The 17,366-nt window shown below is 72.3% G+C and carries 17 protein-coding genes and 1 other RNA gene; 12 read left to right on the top strand and 6 right to left on the bottom strand.

The annotated features are described in order from the left end of the window. Positions 1-368 precede the first annotated feature (368 nt). On the bottom strand, positions 369-1,787 hold the full coding sequence (locus ACZ32T_RS02620) for a hypothetical protein (RefSeq protein WP_467364969.1): 1,419 nt from the start codon (positions 1,785-1,787) through the stop codon (positions 369-371). 197 nt (positions 1,788-1,984) lie between these two features. Here ACZ32T_RS02620 and ACZ32T_RS02615 point away from each other — a divergent pair, with 197 nt between their 5' ends. The 4 genes from ACZ32T_RS02615 (at position 1,985) to ACZ32T_RS02600 (ending at position 5,992) form a co-directional block, all read left to right on the top strand. Next, complete coding sequence (locus ACZ32T_RS02615) at positions 1,985-3,025, top strand: ABC transporter substrate-binding protein (protein ID WP_467273251.1); 1,041 nt, start codon at positions 1,985-1,987, stop codon at positions 3,023-3,025. Between the two features lie 128 nt (positions 3,026-3,153). Continuing rightward, positions 3,154-3,990: a Nif3-like dinuclear metal center hexameric protein gene (locus ACZ32T_RS02610; RefSeq protein ID WP_467364967.1), complete on the top strand. Its 837-nt coding sequence runs from the start codon at positions 3,154-3,156 to the stop codon at positions 3,988-3,990. Next, a complete protein-coding gene (locus tag ACZ32T_RS02605; protein WP_467273262.1) occupies positions 3,987-4,730 on the top strand; it encodes a zinc ribbon domain-containing protein in 744 nt (247 codons plus the stop codon). The genes ACZ32T_RS02610 and ACZ32T_RS02605 overlap by 4 nt, the downstream gene beginning before the upstream one ends. Continuing rightward, positions 4,730-5,992, top strand: a complete 1,263-nt coding sequence (locus tag ACZ32T_RS02600) for a bifunctional RNase H/acid phosphatase (RefSeq protein WP_467364965.1) — start codon at positions 4,730-4,732, stop codon at positions 5,990-5,992. The genes ACZ32T_RS02605 and ACZ32T_RS02600 overlap by 1 nt, the downstream gene beginning before the upstream one ends. 4 nt (positions 5,993-5,996) lie before the next feature. Here ACZ32T_RS02600 and eda read toward each other — a convergent pair whose 3' ends face one another. Further along, positions 5,997-6,644, bottom strand: coding sequence for a bifunctional 4-hydroxy-2-oxoglutarate aldolase/2-dehydro-3-deoxy-phosphogluconate aldolase (gene eda, locus ACZ32T_RS02595; protein ID WP_467364963.1), 648 nt, complete (start codon positions 6,642-6,644; stop codon positions 5,997-5,999). Positions 6,645-6,726: 82 nt separating this feature from the next. Then, positions 6,727-7,527: a peroxide stress protein YaaA gene (gene yaaA, locus ACZ32T_RS02590; protein WP_467273247.1), complete on the bottom strand. Its 801-nt coding sequence runs from the start codon at positions 7,525-7,527 to the stop codon at positions 6,727-6,729. Positions 7,528-7,867: 340 nt separating this feature from the next. Between yaaA and ACZ32T_RS02585 the strand changes: the two genes are divergently transcribed. Both ACZ32T_RS02585 and rnpB read left to right on the top strand, forming a co-directional pair. Continuing rightward, positions 7,868-8,401: a TetR/AcrR family transcriptional regulator gene (locus ACZ32T_RS02585; RefSeq protein WP_467364960.1), complete on the top strand. Its 534-nt coding sequence runs from the start codon at positions 7,868-7,870 to the stop codon at positions 8,399-8,401. Between the two features lie 18 nt (positions 8,402-8,419). Then, positions 8,420-8,819, top strand: an RNA gene (rnpB, locus tag ACZ32T_RS02580) — RNase P RNA component class A. 54 nt (positions 8,820-8,873) lie between these two features. On the opposite strand, the gene ACZ32T_RS02575 is transcribed toward rnpB, so the two are convergent. Continuing rightward, on the bottom strand, positions 8,874-9,548 hold the full coding sequence (locus ACZ32T_RS02575) for a LysR family substrate-binding domain-containing protein (RefSeq protein ID WP_467364958.1): 675 nt from the start codon (positions 9,546-9,548) through the stop codon (positions 8,874-8,876). Here ACZ32T_RS02575 and ACZ32T_RS02570 point away from each other — a divergent pair. Continuing rightward, positions 9,472-10,281: an NAD-dependent epimerase/dehydratase family protein gene (locus ACZ32T_RS02570; RefSeq protein ID WP_467364956.1), complete on the top strand. Its 810-nt coding sequence runs from the start codon at positions 9,472-9,474 to the stop codon at positions 10,279-10,281. The two genes, ACZ32T_RS02575 and ACZ32T_RS02570, sit on opposite strands and share 77 nt — an antisense overlap. A 204-nt stretch (positions 10,282-10,485) precedes the next feature. Here ACZ32T_RS02570 and ACZ32T_RS02565 read toward each other — a convergent pair whose 3' ends face one another. Further along, positions 10,486-10,953 (bottom strand): SRPBCC family protein, encoded by a 468-nt coding sequence (locus tag ACZ32T_RS02565; protein ID WP_467364954.1) that lies wholly within the window; start codon positions 10,951-10,953, stop codon positions 10,486-10,488. Positions 10,954-11,220: 267 nt separating this feature from the next. Then, positions 11,221-12,573, bottom strand: a complete 1,353-nt coding sequence (locus ACZ32T_RS02560; RefSeq protein WP_467364952.1) for a ricin-type beta-trefoil lectin domain protein — start codon at positions 12,571-12,573, stop codon at positions 11,221-11,223. 471 nt (positions 12,574-13,044) lie between these two features. On the opposite strand from ACZ32T_RS02560, the gene ACZ32T_RS02555 reads away from it, so the two are divergent. Genes ACZ32T_RS02555 through ACZ32T_RS02535 form a run of 5 tightly spaced genes read left to right on the top strand, consistent with a single transcriptional unit; the run spans position 13,045 to position 17,341 of the window. Beyond that, positions 13,045-14,718, top strand: a complete 1,674-nt coding sequence (locus ACZ32T_RS02555; RefSeq protein WP_467364950.1) for an ATP-binding protein — start codon at positions 13,045-13,047, stop codon at positions 14,716-14,718. 5 nt (positions 14,719-14,723) lie between these two features. Continuing rightward, the gene (locus tag ACZ32T_RS02550) at positions 14,724-15,134 is read left to right on the top strand and encodes a roadblock/LC7 domain-containing protein (RefSeq protein ID WP_356707453.1); all 411 of its coding nucleotides are present in this window, start codon (positions 14,724-14,726) and stop codon (positions 15,132-15,134) included. Next, a complete protein-coding gene (locus tag ACZ32T_RS02545) occupies positions 15,131-15,502 on the top strand; it encodes a DUF742 domain-containing protein (RefSeq protein ID WP_356707452.1) in 372 nt (123 codons plus the stop codon). Before ACZ32T_RS02550 ends, ACZ32T_RS02545 begins: the two co-directional genes overlap by 4 nt. Further along, positions 15,483-16,091 carry a GTP-binding protein gene (locus tag ACZ32T_RS02540; RefSeq protein ID WP_356707451.1) on the top strand — a complete coding sequence of 203 codons (609 nt, stop codon included), beginning with the start codon at positions 15,483-15,485 and terminating at the stop codon, positions 16,089-16,091. Before ACZ32T_RS02545 ends, ACZ32T_RS02540 begins: the two co-directional genes overlap by 20 nt. Continuing rightward, the gene (locus tag ACZ32T_RS02535; protein ID WP_467273239.1) at positions 16,088-17,341 is read left to right on the top strand and encodes a cytochrome P450; all 1,254 of its coding nucleotides are present in this window, start codon (positions 16,088-16,090) and stop codon (positions 17,339-17,341) included. The genes ACZ32T_RS02540 and ACZ32T_RS02535 overlap by 4 nt, the downstream gene beginning before the upstream one ends. Positions 17,342-17,366: the final 25 nt, after the last annotated feature.

The raw sequence follows: 17,366 nt of genomic DNA, 5'->3' as shown, positions 1-17,366 counted from the left end.
GGGAGCGGGAAGCCGGCCGCCGTGACGCCGGAAGCCGCCGCAGCCGGGCTGCGACGGCTCCCGTGTGCTGTGCGGAGCGGTTCAGGCCGCCGCGCTGCCACCTCCTTCGGAGGGACGGCGGTGACGGCCGTGCGGCTGCGCGTTCACGCTCTCCGCGGACGCGCCTCCTCGGTGCTTTCCGTAGCCGCCGGCTTCGGCCCGTTCCGTGTCCGCCTCGTGCGGACGCGTCCGGGTCGTGTCGGTTCGGGCTTCAGACATGTGGGAGGTCTCCCCGTTGCGATCGCTTACGTGTGTGTCGCAGCCCGCCGCCACCCCGGCGCGGTCACCTCGGCGTCCGCACGGAACGGCTGCGTAGCCCGGAGCCGAGTTTATCCAGGTGCCGGACGCCCGTTGAGAGGCGCCTGCCCCAGTGGAACGGGCCTGCACACCCCGCGGGCCGGCGTGGTGGCGGACGTGTTCGTTCCGGATGCGACGGCCGGGTGAGGCTCGTCCACCGGAGCCTCCAGCAACGCCACGGCGCACGGCGCGCCCTCCTGGGAGTACGGCAGGTGCAGCACCCCGTCCCGGGTCCAGAATCCGGATCCGGCCAGCCACCCGCCGGGCGCCGCGAACTGGTGCAGCCGACGCCCCGCCGGACGCCACAGCCCCACCCAGCTGCCCGCCGCCCCGTCGATCCGCAGAGCCACCGCGCAGCTCTCCGGCATCAGCATCTGACCGGGCTGCACGGCGAACGGCGTCAGCGCTCCCTCCGGCGCGCGCAGGCACTCCGGGAAACGCATGGGGAGGCAGCTGCCGAGCACGCCCCAGCCGAGCCGGTCGGTGCCCGGCGCGTCCGACCGGACCAGCAGCAGGCCGCTGTCCGCGTCGGCCATCAACAGCCGGTCGTCGCTCTCCGGCGCGATCTGCAGCAGCGGGGTCACCTCTCCGCCGCGCCCCAGGTCGACGACGACCGCCTTCACGGGCCCGCCGCCCGGCATCTGCCGGTCCAGGGCCAGCAGGCGGCCCTCGCGGTCGAGCCAGACGCCGCCCGAACAGCGTCCCGGGACCTCGGCGACACGCTCGGGGCCGAATGCGCCGCCCGCCACCAGCCAGACGCCGGTGGAGCGTTCACCGGGGAGCAGGGCGTAGGCGCTCATGCCGTCCGGTGACGGAGGGAGGAGCGTGAGCTCCGGGCAGTCGAGTGCGCCCAGCGAGACCTCGCCCGTGCCGGGCCCGGTCGGGTAGAGGAGGGAGAACGAGTGCGTGCGGGGTTCCACCTCCCGCCGGATCAGGACCCGCCCGTCCGAGAGCGGCAGTACGTCGGACGAGGCGTCCTCCGGCCGGTCCAGCGGGAGGGGCACGGCGTAGGGCTCGGGGCCGTCCAGCGTCCAGCGCTCGGGGAACCAGCCCGGCCCGGCAGCTTCCCCGGCCGGGGTGAGCCGCGCCGCGTACGTGTGGTCGGCCGCGAGAGTGAGTGCGGGCGGCACGAGGCGCGAGGGCGTCCGGGGGAGGGGCGCCTCCTCATGCTCCACGCGGGACTCGGCGTGCGCGGGCACTGCCGCGGGGGCGGGGGGAGCGGGCGGCTCCGGTGGCACGGAGGGGACAGGCGGTACGGATGCGGCCGGCGTACCCGCTCCGGCCGGTGTTCCCCCTGCGGCCGGCTTACCGCCCTCGTCGGGGCCGCCCGTGCCGAGGTCTGCCACGGGCTCGGCCGGCTTCCCGGGCTCCGCCACCTCGGCTGTGGGCCCGGCTGCCGCGGTCGTCCTCGCGGCTCCGGCGGTCTCGTCCTCGATGGCACAGGCAGTCATGGTCCGGTCACCTCCGGCAACCGAAGCTAGGTTTCGCACTCCCCACCGGACAACACGAGCCACGCCACTTCACACATAAGGGTGCCGATGTCCTTGTTCGCCTGCGAAGCCGGGGGTGGCTGTGCTGCCGCTTCACTGCGGGCTAAGGTGAGCCTTCCCTAAGAATTTCCTGTGCATGTCCCGAACTGGAGCAGAACATGTCCTTCAGACGCCGCGGCACCGCCGCGATCGGTCTCGCGGTGGCGGCCGCCCTCTCCCTCACGGCGTGCGGCGGCGACGACACGGCGGGCGGGGCGGCGGGCGGCGACACGGGCGGCGACAAGAAGGCGGCCGTCGCCACGGGCGGCAAGGACTTCGCCGACGCGGCGAAGAAGACGGCGGCGTACGGGACCGACGCCGAAGCCGGTGAGTTCCCCCGCACACTCACCCACGCCATGGGAAGCACGAAGCTCGAAGCCGCCCCGAAGCGCGTGGTCGTGCTGGACGTCGGCGAGTTCGACAACGTCGTCTCGCTCGGTGTGAAGCCCGTCGGTTACGCCCCCTCCGAGGGTGACGAGGCCATCCCGTCCTACCTGAAGAAGGAGGCGGGGAAGCCGGCGAGCGTCGGGACGATCAACAGCCTCAACCTGGAGGCGATCGCCGGCCTGAAGCCGGACCTGATCCTCGGCAGCCAGCTGCGCGCGGCGGACAAGTACGACGAGCTCTCGAAGATCGCGCCGACCGTGTTCTCCATCCGCCCGGGATTCACCTGGAAGGAGAACTACCTACTGAACGCCGCCGCGCTCGACAGGACCGCGAAGGCGGAGTCCGAGCTCGCGGCCTACGAGGCGAAGGCGAAGAAGCTCGGCGCGGACATCGGCCCGGAGAAGCCGACCGTCTCCATGGTCCGCTACATGCCGGACAAGATCCGGCTCTACGCCAAGGCCTCCTTCATCGGCACGATTCTTCAGGACGTGGGCCTGCCGCGGCCGGAGAACCAGCAGATCGACGACCTCGCCGCGGAGATCAGCTCCGAGAACATGGACCAGGCGGACGCCGACTGGATCTTCACCGGTGTCTACGGCGACGCCGAGGCCACCGAGCGCGACACCGCCCGCGCCAACCCGCTGTGGAAGAACCTCGCCGCGGTGAAGGCCGGCCAGGCCAAGGACGTCTCCGACGAGACCTGGTACCTGGGCCTTGGAGTCACCTCCGCGAACCTGGTCCTCGACGACCTCCGCGCCGACCTCGTCAAGTGACGGCGTACGGCCTCGTCACGGCGGAGTGCGGCTCCGCCCGGTAACGATTCGCCCCTGGCCGCCGGTCCCGCACTGCGGGACCGGCGGCCAGGGGCGCCGGGCCACGGCGGACAGGTAGCCTTTCCTACGTGCCCCGTCTGTCTGAAGTCATCGCCGAGCTCGACGCCCTCTGGCCTCCCGAGCGGGCCGAAGGATGGGACGCCGTCGGCACGGTCTGCGGTGATCCCGGAGCGGAGATCGACCGGGTCCTCTTCGCCGTCGATCCCGTCGAGCAGATCGCCGACGAGGCCCGCACCCTCGGTGCCCAGCTGATCGTCACCCACCACCCGCTCTATCTGCGCGGTACGACGACGGTCGCGGCCTCCACCTTCAAGGGCCGGGTCGTGCACGGGCTCATCAAGCACGACATCGCCCTCCACGTCGCGCACACCAACGCCGACACCGCCGATCCCGGGGTGTCCGACGCCCTCGCGGGCGCCCTGGACCTGCGGGTCACCGGTCCCCTCGTGCCGGATCCCACGGACGCCGGGGGGCGCCGCGGGCTCGGCCGGATCTGCGAGCTCGACCACCCCGAGACCCTCCGCGACTTCGCCGCCCGCGCGGCCGCCAGGCTGCCCGCCACCGCGCAGGGCGTCCGGCTGGCCGGCGACCCCGACGCCTCCGTGCGCCGGGTCGCGGTGAGCGGCGGCTCCGGCGACAGCCTCTTCGACGCCGTGCGCGCCGCCGGTGTGGACGCCTTCCTCACCGCGGACCTGCGCCACCACCCGGCCTCCGAGGCCGTCCAGCACTCGCCGCTCGGCCTCGTCGACGCCGCACACTGGGCCACCGAATGGCCCTGGTGCGAGCAGGCCGCCGCGCAGCTCGACGCAATTTCCGACCGCCACGGATGGGACCTGCGGGTCCATGTCTCGAAGCAGGTCACCGACCCCTGGACCACCCACCACTCTTCTGGAGCCCCCAACTGAACGCCGCGCCCGCCGACCAGATCCGACTCCTCGAAGTCCAGGCACTCGACGTACGTCTGTCGCAGCTCTCCCACAAGCGCACCTCGCTGCCCGAGCACGCCGAGCTCGAGTCGCTCAACAGCGACCTCGCGCAGCTCCGTGACCTGCTCGTCGCCTCGCAGACCGAGGAGAGCGACACCACCCGCGAGCAGACCAAGGCGGAGCAGGACGTCGACCAGGTGCGTCAGCGCGCCGTCCGCGACCAGCAGCGGCTCGACTCCGGCGCGGTCTCCTCGCCGAAGGACCTGGAGAGCCTCCAGCGTGAGATCACTTCGCTGGCCAAGCGCCAGGGCGACCTGGAGGACGTCGTCCTCGAGATCATGGAGCGCCGCGAGTCCGCCCAGGAGCGCGTCGCCGAACTGACCGAGCGCGTGAGCGCGGTGCAGGCCAAGGTCGACGACGCGACCGCCCGCCGGGACGCGGCCTCCCAGGAGCTCGACTCGGAGACCGCCACCGTGGCCAAGGACCGCGAGGTCGTCGCGAGTGCCGTCCCCGCCGACCTGCTCAAGCTCTACGACAAGCTGCGCGCCCAGCAGGGCGGCGTCGGCGCCGCACGGCTCTACCAGCGCCGCTGCGAGGGCTGCCGCCTGGAGCTGAACATCACCGAGGTCAACGACGTGAAGGCCGCGTCTCCCGACACCGTGCTGCGCTGCGAGAACTGCCACCGCATCCTCGTACGCACCTCGGAGTCGGGCCTGTAATGTCCGCTCCCCGCCAGCTGGTCGTCGAGGCCGACGGAGGCTCCCGGGGCAACCCGGGACCCGCGGGTTACGGCGCTGTCGTCGTCGACCCGGCCGACGCCCACACCCTCGCCGAGAAGGCCGGGTACATCGGCGTCGCGACGAACAACGTCGCCGAGTACAAGGGCCTGATCGCCGGCCTGCGGGCGGTGAAGGAGCTCTTCCCGGACACGGACGTGCAGGTCCGGGTCCGGATGGACTCCAAGCTGGTGGTCGAGCAGATGTCGGGCCGCTGGAAGATCAAGCACCCCGACATGAAGCCGCTCGCCGAGGAGGCCGGGCGTATCCTCCCGGCCTCCTCGGTCACGTACGAGTGGATCCCGCGCGAGCAGAACAAGCACGCCGACCGGCTCGCCAACGAGGCGATGGACGCGGGCAGGCGGGGAGAGCAGTGGGACCCGGCGGCCTCTACGGCCGACATGGAGACGATGCGCACGCTCGTCGTCCCGGACCCGCCGCCCCGGTCGGGACCGCCCGGCGACGCGGCCGCGGGCGCGGCGAAGGTCCGCGCCGCCATGGTGGCCGCCCGCCCCTCGGAGGCGGCTCCGCAGAGCGCGCCCGCGACCCCGCAGGTGGGCTGGGGGAGCGCACCCGACCTGGGCGCGCCCGCCACGTTCATCCTGCTGCGGCACGGTGAGACGGCCCTGACCCCCGAGAAGCGGTTCTCGGGGAGCGGCGGCAGCGACCCGGAGCTCTCGGAGACCGGCCGCCACCAGGCCGCGTGCGCGGCGGAGGCGTTCGCCGCGCGGGGCACGGTCCAGGAGGTCGTGAGCTCCCCGATGCGGCGCTGCCGTGAGACGGCGGAGGCCGTGGCGGCCAGGCTCGGTCTCCAGGTCCGTATCGAGGAGGGCCTGCGCGAGACGGACTTCGGGGTCTGGGAGGGGCTCACCTTCGGTGAGGTGCGGGAGCGTTACGCCTCCGACCTCACCACCTGGCTGGCATCCCCCGACGCGGCGCCCACGGGCGGCGGCGAGAGCTTCGCCGAGGTGGCGGAGCGGGTGTCGGCGACGCGCGACCGGCTGATCGCGCGTCACGCGGGCCGCACGGCGCTCCTGGTCACGCACGTCACCCCGATCAAGACCCTGGTCCGGCTCGCGCTGGGCGCACCGCCCGAGTCGCTGTTCCGCATGGAGCTCTCGCCCGCGTCCGTCTCGACGGTGGCGTACTACGCGGACGGGAACCCGTCGCTGAGGCTCCTCAACGACACCTCGCACCTGCGGTAGGGGCTCAGCGGCCGCCGAGCGCGGACGCCTCGGCGGCCAGTCGCTCCACGCGCGCCCAGTCCTTGGCCGCCACCACGTCCCCCGGAACCATCCAACTGCCGCCCACACAGCCCACGTTGGGCAGCGCCAGATACGACGGCGCGGAGGCGAGCGAGACGCCGCCCGTCGGGCAGAAGCGGGCCTGGGGGAGGGGGGACGCCAGTGCCTTCAGATAGGCGGTGCCGCCCGCGGCCTCGGCGGGGAAGAACTTCATCTCCGTGACCCCGCGCTCCAGCAGCGCGACCACCTCGGACGTCGTGGAGACACCCGGCAGGAACGGCACACCCGACGCCTTCATCGCGTCCAGCAGGGCGTCCGTCCAGCCGGGGCTGACCAGGAAGCGTGCTCCGGCCGAGACGGTCGCGGTCACGTGCGCCGGGGAGATCACCGTGCCCGCGCCGACCACGGCGTCGGGGACCTCCGAGGCGATCGCCCGGATCGAGTCGAGGGCGGCGGCCGTCCGCAGTGTGACTTCGATCGCGGGCAGCCCGCCGGCCACGAGCGCGCGCGCCAGCGGCACCGCGTCGGCCGCGTCCTCCAGCACGACGACGGGGACGACAGGGGCGAGGTCGAGGACTGAAGCGGACACGGCGGCGGGCACGGAGGGGGTCATGAGGCCATCCTGCCGCGAGAACCGCACACCGCGCAACGCGCGTTGCGTATGCTGCAACGTCGCGTCGGTTCGGGGGCGCGGATCAGTGGATCTCGGTGACCACCACGTCGAGCGCCCACGGCCGGCCCGCCCGCTCCGGGGCCCGCGCCTCCACCACGTAGCCCAGGTCGCGCACCGCCTCCACCAGCTCCGCCGGGTCCTTGGGGTCGGCCCCTGCCAGCAGCAGATCGCGGACCATCCGGCCCTTCGTCGCCTTGTTGAAGTGGCTGACCACGGACCGCTTCTCCACCCCGTCCACCAGCTGGGACTGAAGCACCCGCACGCTCGCCGTCCGCTCCGCGACCTCGCCCGAGGGCTTCCACGCGGCGGCGTACGCGGACGAGCGCAGATCCAGGACGAGCCCTCCCCCGGCCGCCTCCGGCATCACCGAAGCCATCGGGGTCCGCCAGAAGGCGTTCAGGGCCCCCAGGCCGGGCAGCTTCACCCCCATCGAGCAGCGGTACGACGGGATACGGTCGCCCACCCGCACCGCGCCCCACAGGCCGGAGAACACCAGCAGCGACTTCCCCGCCCGCCGCTTGGCCGCCGCGTCCAGCGAGGCCAGGCCGAGGGCGTCGTACAGCACCCCGGTGTAGATCTGCCCGGCGGGCCGTGTCCCGGCCGTGCGCAGCTCGGCGTTCTTCGCGATCTCGCCGCGCAGCCCCTCGGTCAGGCCCAGCACCTCACGGGCCTTCTCCTCGTCCGCCATCGACAGCTCGACCAGCTCGTCGAGGACCGCGGCCCGGGCGTCGGCGAGGCCCGGCAGGGACAGGGACTCCGGCTTCAGCGGTGCCCCGCGCCCCGAAGCGGCCTTACCTTCGGAGGGCGGCAACAGCACGAGCACGGGGTTCTCCTTCACACACGGCACAGGGCTCCGCGGTGCGTGGGAGCCCCCGGCAAGGGTACGGGCCGGCCCACCCGGAGCCCGCTCCGGAGACCGGGATGCCGAGCCCGCCGCCCCGGCCTGGGCTCGACGGCATGCCTCGCCGCCACCTCCGCATGACCTGCGCGGACGGCACCCCGCCGGCACGGCTTCCGGGTGCACTGCGCGTTGCCGACGTCGCCGCCTTCTCCGGCCCGGCGGAGCGCTGGCGCCCGAGTGAGGACGGCTTGTCCCCATCTCGTACGATCACGTCCTCGGCTGCGGACCGCGTAGCGACTCCGTACCAGGGAAGGTCTCCTGCGTGATTGACCTCGCCACCGCCCCCGCTGCCGGCAGACCCCGGCAGATCATCGCCGCCGCGCGCGTCCTGCTGGAGGCGGAGGGCGCCGAAGCGCTCACCATGCGCCGGCTGGCGGACCGGGTGGGCGTCAAGGCGCCGTCCTTGTACAAGCACTTCCCGGACAAGTCCTCCGTCGTGGCGGCGCTGGCCACCGAGATGCTCCGGGAGACCGCCGGGGTGCTCGCGGCAGCCGAGGCGGCGGCCCCGGGCTCCTTCTCCGCGCTCGCCACCGCCTACCGCACCTACGCCCTGGCCCACCCGCACCTCTACCTCCTCACCATGGGCCGCACCCTCCCCGCCACGGGGGCGGCGGACGTGGCGGCGGCCCCGCTGTTGCGTGCCGCCGGGGGTGACGAGGACCGGGCCAGGGCGGCCTGGGCCTTCGCCCACGGCATGGTGGTCCTGGAGCTCAACGGCCGCTTCCCTCCGGGCGCCGACCTCTCGGCGGCCTGGGAGGCCGGTATCGCGGCCTTCACCGCCGCCCCCGCCGGGTAGCATGGTCACCACGGCAGACGAGCCGGGCGGACGGCCGCGTGAGGATCCCCGGATCCTCCCGAGGAACGTCCGGGCTCCACAGGGCAGGGTGATGGCTAACGGCCACCCGGGGTGACCCGCGGGACAGTGCCACAGAAAACAGACCGCCGGGGACCTCGGTCCCCGGTAAGGGTGAAACGGTGGTGTAAGAGACCACCAGCGTCTGAGGCGACTCAGGCGGCTAGGTAAACCCCACCCGGAGCAAGGTCAAGAGGGAGCACCCCGGTGCTCCTGCGCGAACGTCCGAGGGCTGCCCGCCCGAGTTCGCGGGTAGACCGCACGAGGCCGGCAGCAATGCCGGTCCTAGATGGATGGCCGTCTCCCCGGCCGCCGCGAGGCGACCGGGCGACAGAACCCGGCGTACAGCCCGACTCGTCTGCCGCCACCAGCGGTTGTCCCATTGAGCCCTCCCCGGCCTCGGGTCGAAGCGGCTTCAACCGTGCTGCGGAAAAGCATCGCCTCCGAGCTGCCACATCTCATAGTTCCCGCACTCCGCTGTGGTCTCGGCCATCGCCTGAGCCGCGGTGAGGAAGTCATCGACCACCGACGAGCTGCGCGATGCCGCCACGGCGAGGCACACCTGGTCGGGCGCCAGGTCCGGGATGGGCACGTAGCTGATGTCCGGATGTGAGTAGAACACGGTCGCCGAGCGGGCCAGGAACGAGATGCCCCGGCCGGCCGCGACGTGCTCGAGGATCTCGTCCACCCCGCGCACCAGGTACCCGGCGTCAGGGTGCGGGCGTCTGGTGGGCTGTGTGCCCGGGTCGGCGTGCCAGACCAGCGGTTCGCCGGCCAGGTCGGCCTCGGTGACCTCTTTCTCGCCGGCCAGCCGGTGGCCGGCGGGCAGCACGGCCACCCGCGGTTCGGTGTACAGCGGGGTGACGCGCAGGCCGGTCTCGTCGATGGGCAGCCGCACATAGCCGACGTCGATGCGGCCGTCGAGCAGCATCGCGGCCTGGTCACCCCATTCGATCCGCTGAACGTCCACGACCACGTCCGGGTGCCGGGCCTCGAATGCCCGCGCCGCCGGGATGACCGCGATGCCTGCCCGGAAGCCGACCGTCAGCCGCCGGCTGCCACGCGCGGCCGCGGACTCCGACGGCGTCATCCATGTCGCGCACAGGCAGGATCTGCTTCCAATCGGCGGGATCGACGCCGTGGCCGCCGCGGAGCTCTCGGTCATGCTCGCGTACGGCGAGGCGCTGGCGGGAACCGGGAAGCCGCTGGTCGCAGCGGGGAGCATCGGCTCGCCCGGGCAGCATCTGGGCCGGCCGGCCACCGAGGAGGACGCGGCCCTTCCCGGCGGAGACGCGTACAAGGGCACCCTGCGGGCTCGTAACGTCGTGGAAACCGCAGTGGTCGGCCTCGCTGAGCGGGGAGTGCGGTCCTCGGTCGTGCGGATTGCCAACATCGCGCACAGCACGACCGACCGTACCGGCTTCCTTCCCACACTGATCGCGCTCGCCAAGGAGAAGGGCGTCGCCGGCTACCCCGGAGACGGCGCGAACCTGTGGAACGCCGTGCACACCCGCGATGTCGCCTCCTTGTTCCGCCTGGCGCTGGAGAAGGGGCCGGCCGGCAGATACTGGCACGCGGTGGGGGACGGGGCCATCCCGTTCCGCGAGATCGCGGAGGCCGTCGGCAGCCGTCTGGGCCTGCCCGCCGTGAGCATTCCCGAGGACGTACTGATGGTGCCGGGATACTTCGGATTCCTCGCCAGCATAGTCACGCAGAATTACCCGGCGTCCAATCTCATCACCCGCCGGACCCTCGGTTGGGAACCTGCTCGGCCCGGCCTGCTCGCCGATCTGGACAACGGCCACTATTTTTCCGTCGGCTGACGGCGGGAATCCGCGTCGCAACGAGTCGGCCACATGACAAGGATTCACGTCTTCTGGAAGGACGCCGAGAGTATGACGACTGTGGGATCTCGAACGAGAAGGGCCGGCCGGTGAGGACGCCATCCGTGCGGCACTGGCCACCGCGAGGCGGTGATCGCGAGCCGGTGCGGTCCATCCGGTGGGCAGAACCCGGCAGACGGCTCGTCAGCCGGGGAGCGGCGCGCCCTGAACGCCTGCCTGGTGTTCGCGCAGGGCGATGCGCGCGAACTTCGTGAGCATCACCCCGTTGCGGACACCGACGACGTAGTCCACGGGCAGGCCGTGCATACGCGTGCCGGGGCCCCGGAGCGGGTGCCAGTCCAGTTGGAAGAGGGTGTGCTCGGCCCAGGGGATCAGGTGCATCGCGATGCGGGCCGCGCCGAAGGGTTCCGCCTTCGCTTCCAGCTCCAGACGGCGCTCCGGCTCGCAGATGCGGACGACGCACGTGTCGTCGAGCACCAGGGGGCCCACGCCGACGCGGACCTTGAGGCGCGCGCCCACTTCCGGCCAGTGGGGGTCGGCGGAGAGGATCTGCCGCGTTCCGCTCACCCACTCCCTGTAGCGGTAGCCATCGGAGAGGAGCCGCCAGACCTCGGAGGGCGGAGCCGGAATCAGACGGCGGGCCCGAGCCATACGGATCACTCCACTTCAGAGGGAACGGACGCGCCCGCGGCTCCCCGGAGACGGGTGCACGGCGTCGTCCCGGAAGCCGCGGCCGGCCGCCGCCCCACGGCCGGACCCGGTGCGCAGCCCCTTCACCCTCGGGCCCCGGAGGGGCGCCCGGCCACTGACGCGCGGGAGTACGCCGTCGCTGTCACCTCTTCGGCCCGCCGGTGATCCGGTGTCACCGGCCCGCGTCGACCCGTCGTTCATCCGGCGGGGCGACGCGGAACGCGCGGCTCAGCCCGCGAGCCGCCACTTCTGATGAGGCACTCCCGCGCACGTCCACAGCCGCAGCGCGTCCCCGTCGGCGCGGCCGCCGTCCTTCGCGTCCACGCACTTGTTCGCCTGCGGGTTGACGAGGTCCCCCTCGGTGCTCAGGACGAACTTCTGAGCCGGGACCCCGGTGCACCGCGCGAGCTGGATCACGGTGCCGTCCTCCTTGGCACCCCAGGCCACGTCCATGCACATGCCGAGCGAGCGAACGGTGCCGTCGTTGAGGAACTCCCACTTCTGGTTGGCCCTCTCCTTGCACTCCCAGACCGTCAGATGCGTGCCGTCCCTGGCCTCGCCGTTCACCTGGCCCGTGGCTTCGATGCACCGCCCGGCGCCCTTGCTGATGATCTGGGACCCCGGCGCCGGGGCGGGCTTCTTCTCGGGCGCCGCGCCGCCGCCGCCGCCACCGCCGCCGGCAGGTTCCTTCGTCGGTTCCGCGCCGGCGTCCTCCTTCTCCGGCGTGGGCTCGACGGTGGGCGCCTTGGACTCGGCCTGCGGCGACGGCTGGGCCGGCGGAGAAGCGGACGGCGGCAGCGTGCTGACCGGGGCGTCGGCGACCTTCTCCGTCGCGAGGCTGCTCACCTTCGGTTTGTAGGAGAGCCAGATGATGACGAACGTGATGGTGAGGGCCAGGGCGATACCGAGTGCCGTGGCGAGCCACCCCGGCAGGAACGCACGCTGGACGTAGGTGCCGTCCACGTCGACGGGCTGTGCACCGGACCTCTGGACGGCCAGCGTGTACGGCCGTTGCTCCTTCGACCCGAACCAGGTGATCTGCCGGGGCTTCAGCGTCGCGTCGACGAAGACGGCGCGGCCCGGCTCGACCTGGATACTGCCGGGGCGGATGTCGTAGGAGAGGGCGTCCCCGTTGTCGCTCCCGCTGACCGACGCGGTGAGCTTGGTGTTCCCGAGGTTGTCGACGGCCAGCTTGGGCCGGCCCCGGAAACGCCCCTTGACCGTGGGAGGGACCAGTTCGGCCCTGAGCTCGGTGAACGGGGTGATCGTGACGTTGCCTTCGGGGACCGTGGTGGCCTCGGGGTGCTCGGTCGGCGTGATCCGCACCGCGTACGGATTCGGTCCGGCCGTCGCGTCGGGGGTGCGGGGCGGCGCGATCCTCAGCTCCACCGTCGCGGTCGTCCCCGGATAGAGCCGGACCGTCTGCGGTTCCACGGCCATCCAGGGGGCGAGGCCGCCTACGGGCTCGAAGCGGTACTCGTCGACGACGTCGCCGGTGTTCCGCAGCCGCAGCCGGACGGTCGTACTGCTGCCCGGATCCACCGTGGTCGACGCGGGTTCCAAAGAAGTCCATAGGTCCACCAGTCGACGATAGGACCGGGCCGGACCCCGTGTCAGCGGACCCGGGGGCACATCGGATGCCCGGAGGGGTGCGAAGGTTCTGCCCCTTCTCCCCGCCCGTCTGCCCTCTCGAACTCCCGTACGCGGCAGGGGCGAAGGGCTCTTCTCTCGCTCCGGAGGCTCTTTCCGGCCATTCGTCGGTTTCCCGCCAGGGGTGGGCCCGTCCGCCGCTCCGTGTCTCTACCCCGTTCCGGCGCCTTCACCCGTGGCGGTGTCACGGCCGCCGCCGGGTTCCGGCCGGCGGCGGATCCCGTACCTTCCGGTATGCGGAGGGGAGTTGATCACTTGCGTCCGTAACCCGATAGGCTCCCCTGCGGCGCGGCGAGTTGACTCGAACTCACTCGGCCGCCGCCGCGCTGCCCGCTCGCGGGTGGTGTGGCGGTGTGTGCGCGACTCCCCCCTGTTCGATTGTGTTGCTCTCGAAGGATTCAGATGGAACTTGCCACTCCACCCCCGGTGGCACGTACACCGGTCGCCTGGTACGGCTGGTGGCTGATGCCGCTGGCCTTAGGAGCCGGGACCGTTGTCACCGCAGTGGCGGGACCCGATGAGGTCCAGATACCCGCGACGTTCGCGGGGGCCGCGGTCACCGTCGCCGGCGCGGTCTGCGTACGGCTCCTGGTGCGGACCCGGGCCCGGCTCGGCCGCGCGAACGACGACTTCCGCTCGGCCCAGGCCGAGCACTCCCAGCAGCTGTACGCGGATGTGCGCGGCAGGGAACAGAGATTCGCGGCCGAGCGCTCCGCCCTGGAGACTCAGCTGGGCGAGCAGGCGGCCGCCTTCGAGGCCCGGCTCGCTGAGCACACCCAGGCGTACGAGACCGCCATCGCCGAACGGGCCCGCGCGACGGAGGAACGGCTCGCCCTCCAGCAGGCCGTCGTCGTCAGGCTCGGCGACCGCCACCTCCCCGAGGCCGTCGCGCGGCTGCGGGACGGCGAGGCCATCGACGACATCCTGGCCGAGGCCGAGCAGGAGGCCGATGCGGGTCCGGAGCTGCGCGCCGCGCTGCGCAAGGTCCAGCGGACCGCGCTGCTCGCCGTGGAGGAGGAGCTGAACCGCTCCACGTCGGCCGAGCAGGCCGTGGTCGGCATCGGCAGCCGGATCCACGTGCTGACGGGCCGGCTGCGCGGCAGGCTCCACGAGATGCAGGGCGAACACGGGCGGCTGCCCGCCGTGGCCCAGGGCCTCATGGAACTGGACCAGGAGATCGGCCCCGCCGACTGTCTCGCCGCCAGCATCGGCGTGCTCGGTGGTTCGGACCGGCCCGGACGCCAGTGGCAGGAGCCGCAGCGACTGCTCAGCGTGGTCCGCGGCGGCATCGGACGCATCAAGGACTTCAACCGCATCCAGGTCCGTCACCTGCCCGAACTCGGTGTCGACGGCGGTCTGGTGGACCACCTCACCCTGATCTTCGCCCACCTCCTCGACAACGCGGCGCGTTACTCGCCGCCGACCGAGCCCGTGGTCGTCTCCGGCAAGGAGGTGCCCAACGGCGTCGGCATCGAGATCCAGGACGCCGGTAAGGGCCTGACCGACGAGCGCAAGCGCGAGGCGGAGCAGGCCATCGCGGGCACCTCGCAGGGGCCCGGCCTGGGCGGCATCTCGGAGGACGCCAACCTCGGCCTGCGTGTGGTGGGTGCCCTCGCCCGCCGCTACGGCATCCGGGTCACCTTCGCGGACTCGCCGTGGCTCGGCACCTCGGTGGTCGTGGTGGTTCCCCACAAGTACTTCAGCCATCTGTCCGCCCCCGTCACCGAGCCGGCCAGGCCCGCCGTGGAGAGGGCCGCGCCGGTCCCCGAGCCGGCCCGGGCCGCCGTGCCCGTGGAAAGCACCGAAGTCATCGACGCCATGGACACCACTCCCGGCGGCCTGCCGCGACGCAGGAGCAGGCGGGTGGACACGCCGGAGGCCCGGCCGGGCGGAACCGACCGGACCACCGAGTCCGTGGTCCCCGTGCCGCCGGACTCCTCGTTCGCCGGCCTCGCCGCCTTCGCCACCGCCGGGCGCGAAAGTGCTCCACCAGGGGCGACGACCGCGGACGCCGACCCGGGCGCCCGCGAGACGACTGCCGGCCGTGAGTCCAACCGCACTGAAGAGAGCGACTAGTCCACATGACGCAACAGGGAACCGACGTGAGCTGGGCGCTCCGCGATCTCACGGAGAGCATCCGGGAGATACGTTTCGCCCTCGTGGCCTCCAGCGACGGGAAGGCCATCACCTCCTACGGCGCGGACGACCCCGACGACGTGGACCGCTTCGCCGCCGTGGTCGCGGGCCTGCAGGCCCTCGCCCAGCCGGTGGCCGAGCAGTTCCCCACGTACGCGGGACAGCTCCGCCTGGCGATGATCGAGGTCGACGGCGGCCATCTCTTCGTGGTGCGGGCCGGTGTGGAGACCTACCTCGGGGTGCTGGCCAGGGAAGGGCTCGACCAGGGCCTGCTCGGCCATCAGATGAGGGATCTGGCGCGGAGGATGGGCGAGCTCCTCGGCACGAGTCCGCGCCTGGAGGAGAATCCTGGATGAGTGGTCCCCGCCGGCCCACGGACCCGCCCGGTCTCGAGCGCTACTACGTCCTCACCGGGGGGCGCAGCGGACCGGGTGGTTCGGCGTCGACCCTGGACGTGGCGACACTCATCAGCTCCCGTGCCGCGGCCGGGACCGGTCTGCAGCACGAGCACGAGGAGATACTCCGGCGCTGCCGCGATCCGCTGTCGGTGGCCGAACTCGGCGCCCACCTCGGACTGCCCTTCAACATTCTCGCGGTGCTCCTGGCCGATCTGCTGGACGCAGGCCGCGTGGAAGCCCGCGATCCGATCCCGGCTTCAGGAGCCGGTCGCGGGCCCGACCTCGCGCTCCTTGAGGAGGTACTCAGTGGACTTCAAAGGCTTTGACCATCCCGACCGGCAGACGGCGGGAGGCGGCACCCGCTCGGTGAAGGTGATGATCGCCGGCGGTTTCGGCACCGGGAAAACCACCCTGGTGCGCTCGGTCAGCGACATCAAGCCCCTCACCACCGAGGAGACGCTCACACAGGCCAGCGTGGACGTCGACGACCTGATCGGGGTGGCGGACAAGCAGGAGACCACCGTCAGCCTCGACTTCGGCAAGATCGGCATCAACGAGGAGCTGGTGCTGTACCTGTTCGGGACCCCGGGGCAGGAGCGGTTCTGGTTCCTGTGGAACGGCCTGTTCAAGGGTGCCCTCGGGGCGGTCGTGCTGGTGGACACCCGCCGGCTCGCCTCCAGCTTCCGCGCCATCGAGGAGATGGAGCGGCAGGACGTGCCCTTCGTCATCGCGCTGAACGTGTTCCCCGACTCCAAGGACCATCCGGTCGAGGAGATCCGGGACGCCCTGGACATCCCCGCGCACACGCCGGTCGTGACCTGCGACGCCCGGGACCGCAACTCCAGTCGTGACGTGCTGATCGCGCTGATACGTCACCTGAAGGCACGCTCCGCCGTCGCTCTGGAGCCCCGATGACCGAGCACCCGGCCGACGACGCGGAAGCCACCCGGGGCTGCCCCGTCATGCACGGCGCCGACGGCCTGACCCGGCTGTACGGGCCGGACGCGGCGATCGACCCGCAGGGCATCTACGGACGGCTGCGCAAGGAACACGGGGCCGTGGCACCGGTTCTCCTGGAGGGGGACGTCCGCGCCTGGCTGGTCCTCGGCTACCGCGAGAGCCGGCGCGTGCTCGACAACCCCCTCCAGTTCAGCCGGGACTCGCGCATCTGGCGGGACTGGAAGGAGGGGGAGGTCGAGGACACCTCGCCGCTGATGCAGATGCTCGGCTGGCGTCCGGACTGCGTCTCCCAGGACGGCGAGCCCCACCGCAGGCTGCGCCGGGCCGTCACCGACAACCTGGACACCCTGGCGGGGCGCGGTATCCGGCGCCATGTCACGCACTTCGCGAACAAGCAGATCGACGCGTTCGCCGGGAAGGGCAGTGCCGACCTGGTGGGCGAGTACGCCGAGTACCTGCCGATGCTCGTGCTGACGCGCCTGTTCGGGCTCCCGGCCGCCGAGGGCCGCAGCCTCGCGGTCTCCTGCGCCCAGGTCATCAAGGGCGGTCCGGACGCCCTCGCGCACAACGACCGCATCATGGAGATCCTGGGGGAGCTCGCCGAGCGCAAGCGCCTCGAACCCGGGCCCGACTTCACCACCGGGCTGCTCGCGCACGACGCCGGACTGGACGAGGGCGAGATCCTCAGCCATCTGCGCCTGGTCCTGATCACCGCGCACACCACGACCAGCAACCTGCTGGCCCGGGTGCTGGAGGCGGTCTTCACCGATCCCGCCCGTCTCTCGGGGCTCGTCAGCGGCCAGCGGGCCGTCTCCGAGGTCGTCGAGGAAGTCATGTGGAGCACCCCGCCGCTCGCGGTCCTCCCGGGACGATTCGCCACCGCGGACCTCGAACTGGGCGGTACGCAGATCAAGGAGGGCGACCTGCTGGTGCTCGGGCTCGCCGCGGGCAACCTCGACCCGGAGATCCGTCCGGACTCGGGTGTCTCCGTACACGGCAACCAGTCGCACCTGGCGTTCAGCGGCGGTCCGCACGAGTGCCCCGGCCAGAACATCGGCCAGGCCATCATCGAGACCGCCGTCGACACCCTGCTGCACCGGCTGCCCGGGCTGCGCCTGTCCGTGCCCGCCGGCGAACTCACCTCGACCGCCTCCACCTGGGAAGCGCGTCTGGACACCCTCCCGGTCGAGTTCACCGCGGTCTGACCGCTCCGTGTGCCCGCCCGGCCGG

Source organism: Streptomyces sp. NPDC023573 (assembly GCF_055559735.1).
Note: the sequence above shows the minus strand (reverse complement) of the source record. Positions and strands in the feature narration are given on the sequence as shown.

Coding starts and splice junctions, on each gene's coding strand:
- ACZ32T_RS02620 (WP_467364969.1), bottom strand. CDS start 1,787: ATGACTGCCTGTGCCATCGAGGACGAGACCGCCGGAGCCGCGAGGACG.
- ACZ32T_RS02615 (WP_467273251.1), top strand. CDS start 1,985: ATGTCCTTCAGACGCCGCGGCACCGCCGCGATCGGTCTCGCGGTGGCG.
- ACZ32T_RS02600 (WP_467364965.1), top strand. CDS start 4,730: ATGTCCGCTCCCCGCCAGCTGGTCGTCGAGGCCGACGGAGGCTCCCGG.
- eda (WP_467364963.1), bottom strand. CDS start 6,644: ATGACCCCCTCCGTGCCCGCCGCCGTGTCCGCTTCAGTCCTCGACCTC.
- ACZ32T_RS02570 (WP_467364956.1), top strand. CDS start 9,472: ATGACCGCGATGCCTGCCCGGAAGCCGACCGTCAGCCGCCGGCTGCCA.
- ACZ32T_RS02575 (WP_467364958.1), bottom strand. CDS start 9,548: ATGACGCCGTCGGAGTCCGCGGCCGCGCGTGGCAGCCGGCGGCTGACG.
- ACZ32T_RS02565 (WP_467364954.1), bottom strand. CDS start 10,953: ATGGCTCGGGCCCGCCGTCTGATTCCGGCTCCGCCCTCCGAGGTCTGG.
- ACZ32T_RS02555 (WP_467364950.1), top strand. CDS start 13,045: ATGGAACTTGCCACTCCACCCCCGGTGGCACGTACACCGGTCGCCTGG.
- ACZ32T_RS02550 (WP_356707453.1), top strand. CDS start 14,724: ATGACGCAACAGGGAACCGACGTGAGCTGGGCGCTCCGCGATCTCACG.
- ACZ32T_RS02545 (WP_356707452.1), top strand. CDS start 15,131: ATGAGTGGTCCCCGCCGGCCCACGGACCCGCCCGGTCTCGAGCGCTAC.
- ACZ32T_RS02535 (WP_467273239.1), top strand. CDS start 16,088: ATGACCGAGCACCCGGCCGACGACGCGGAAGCCACCCGGGGCTGCCCC.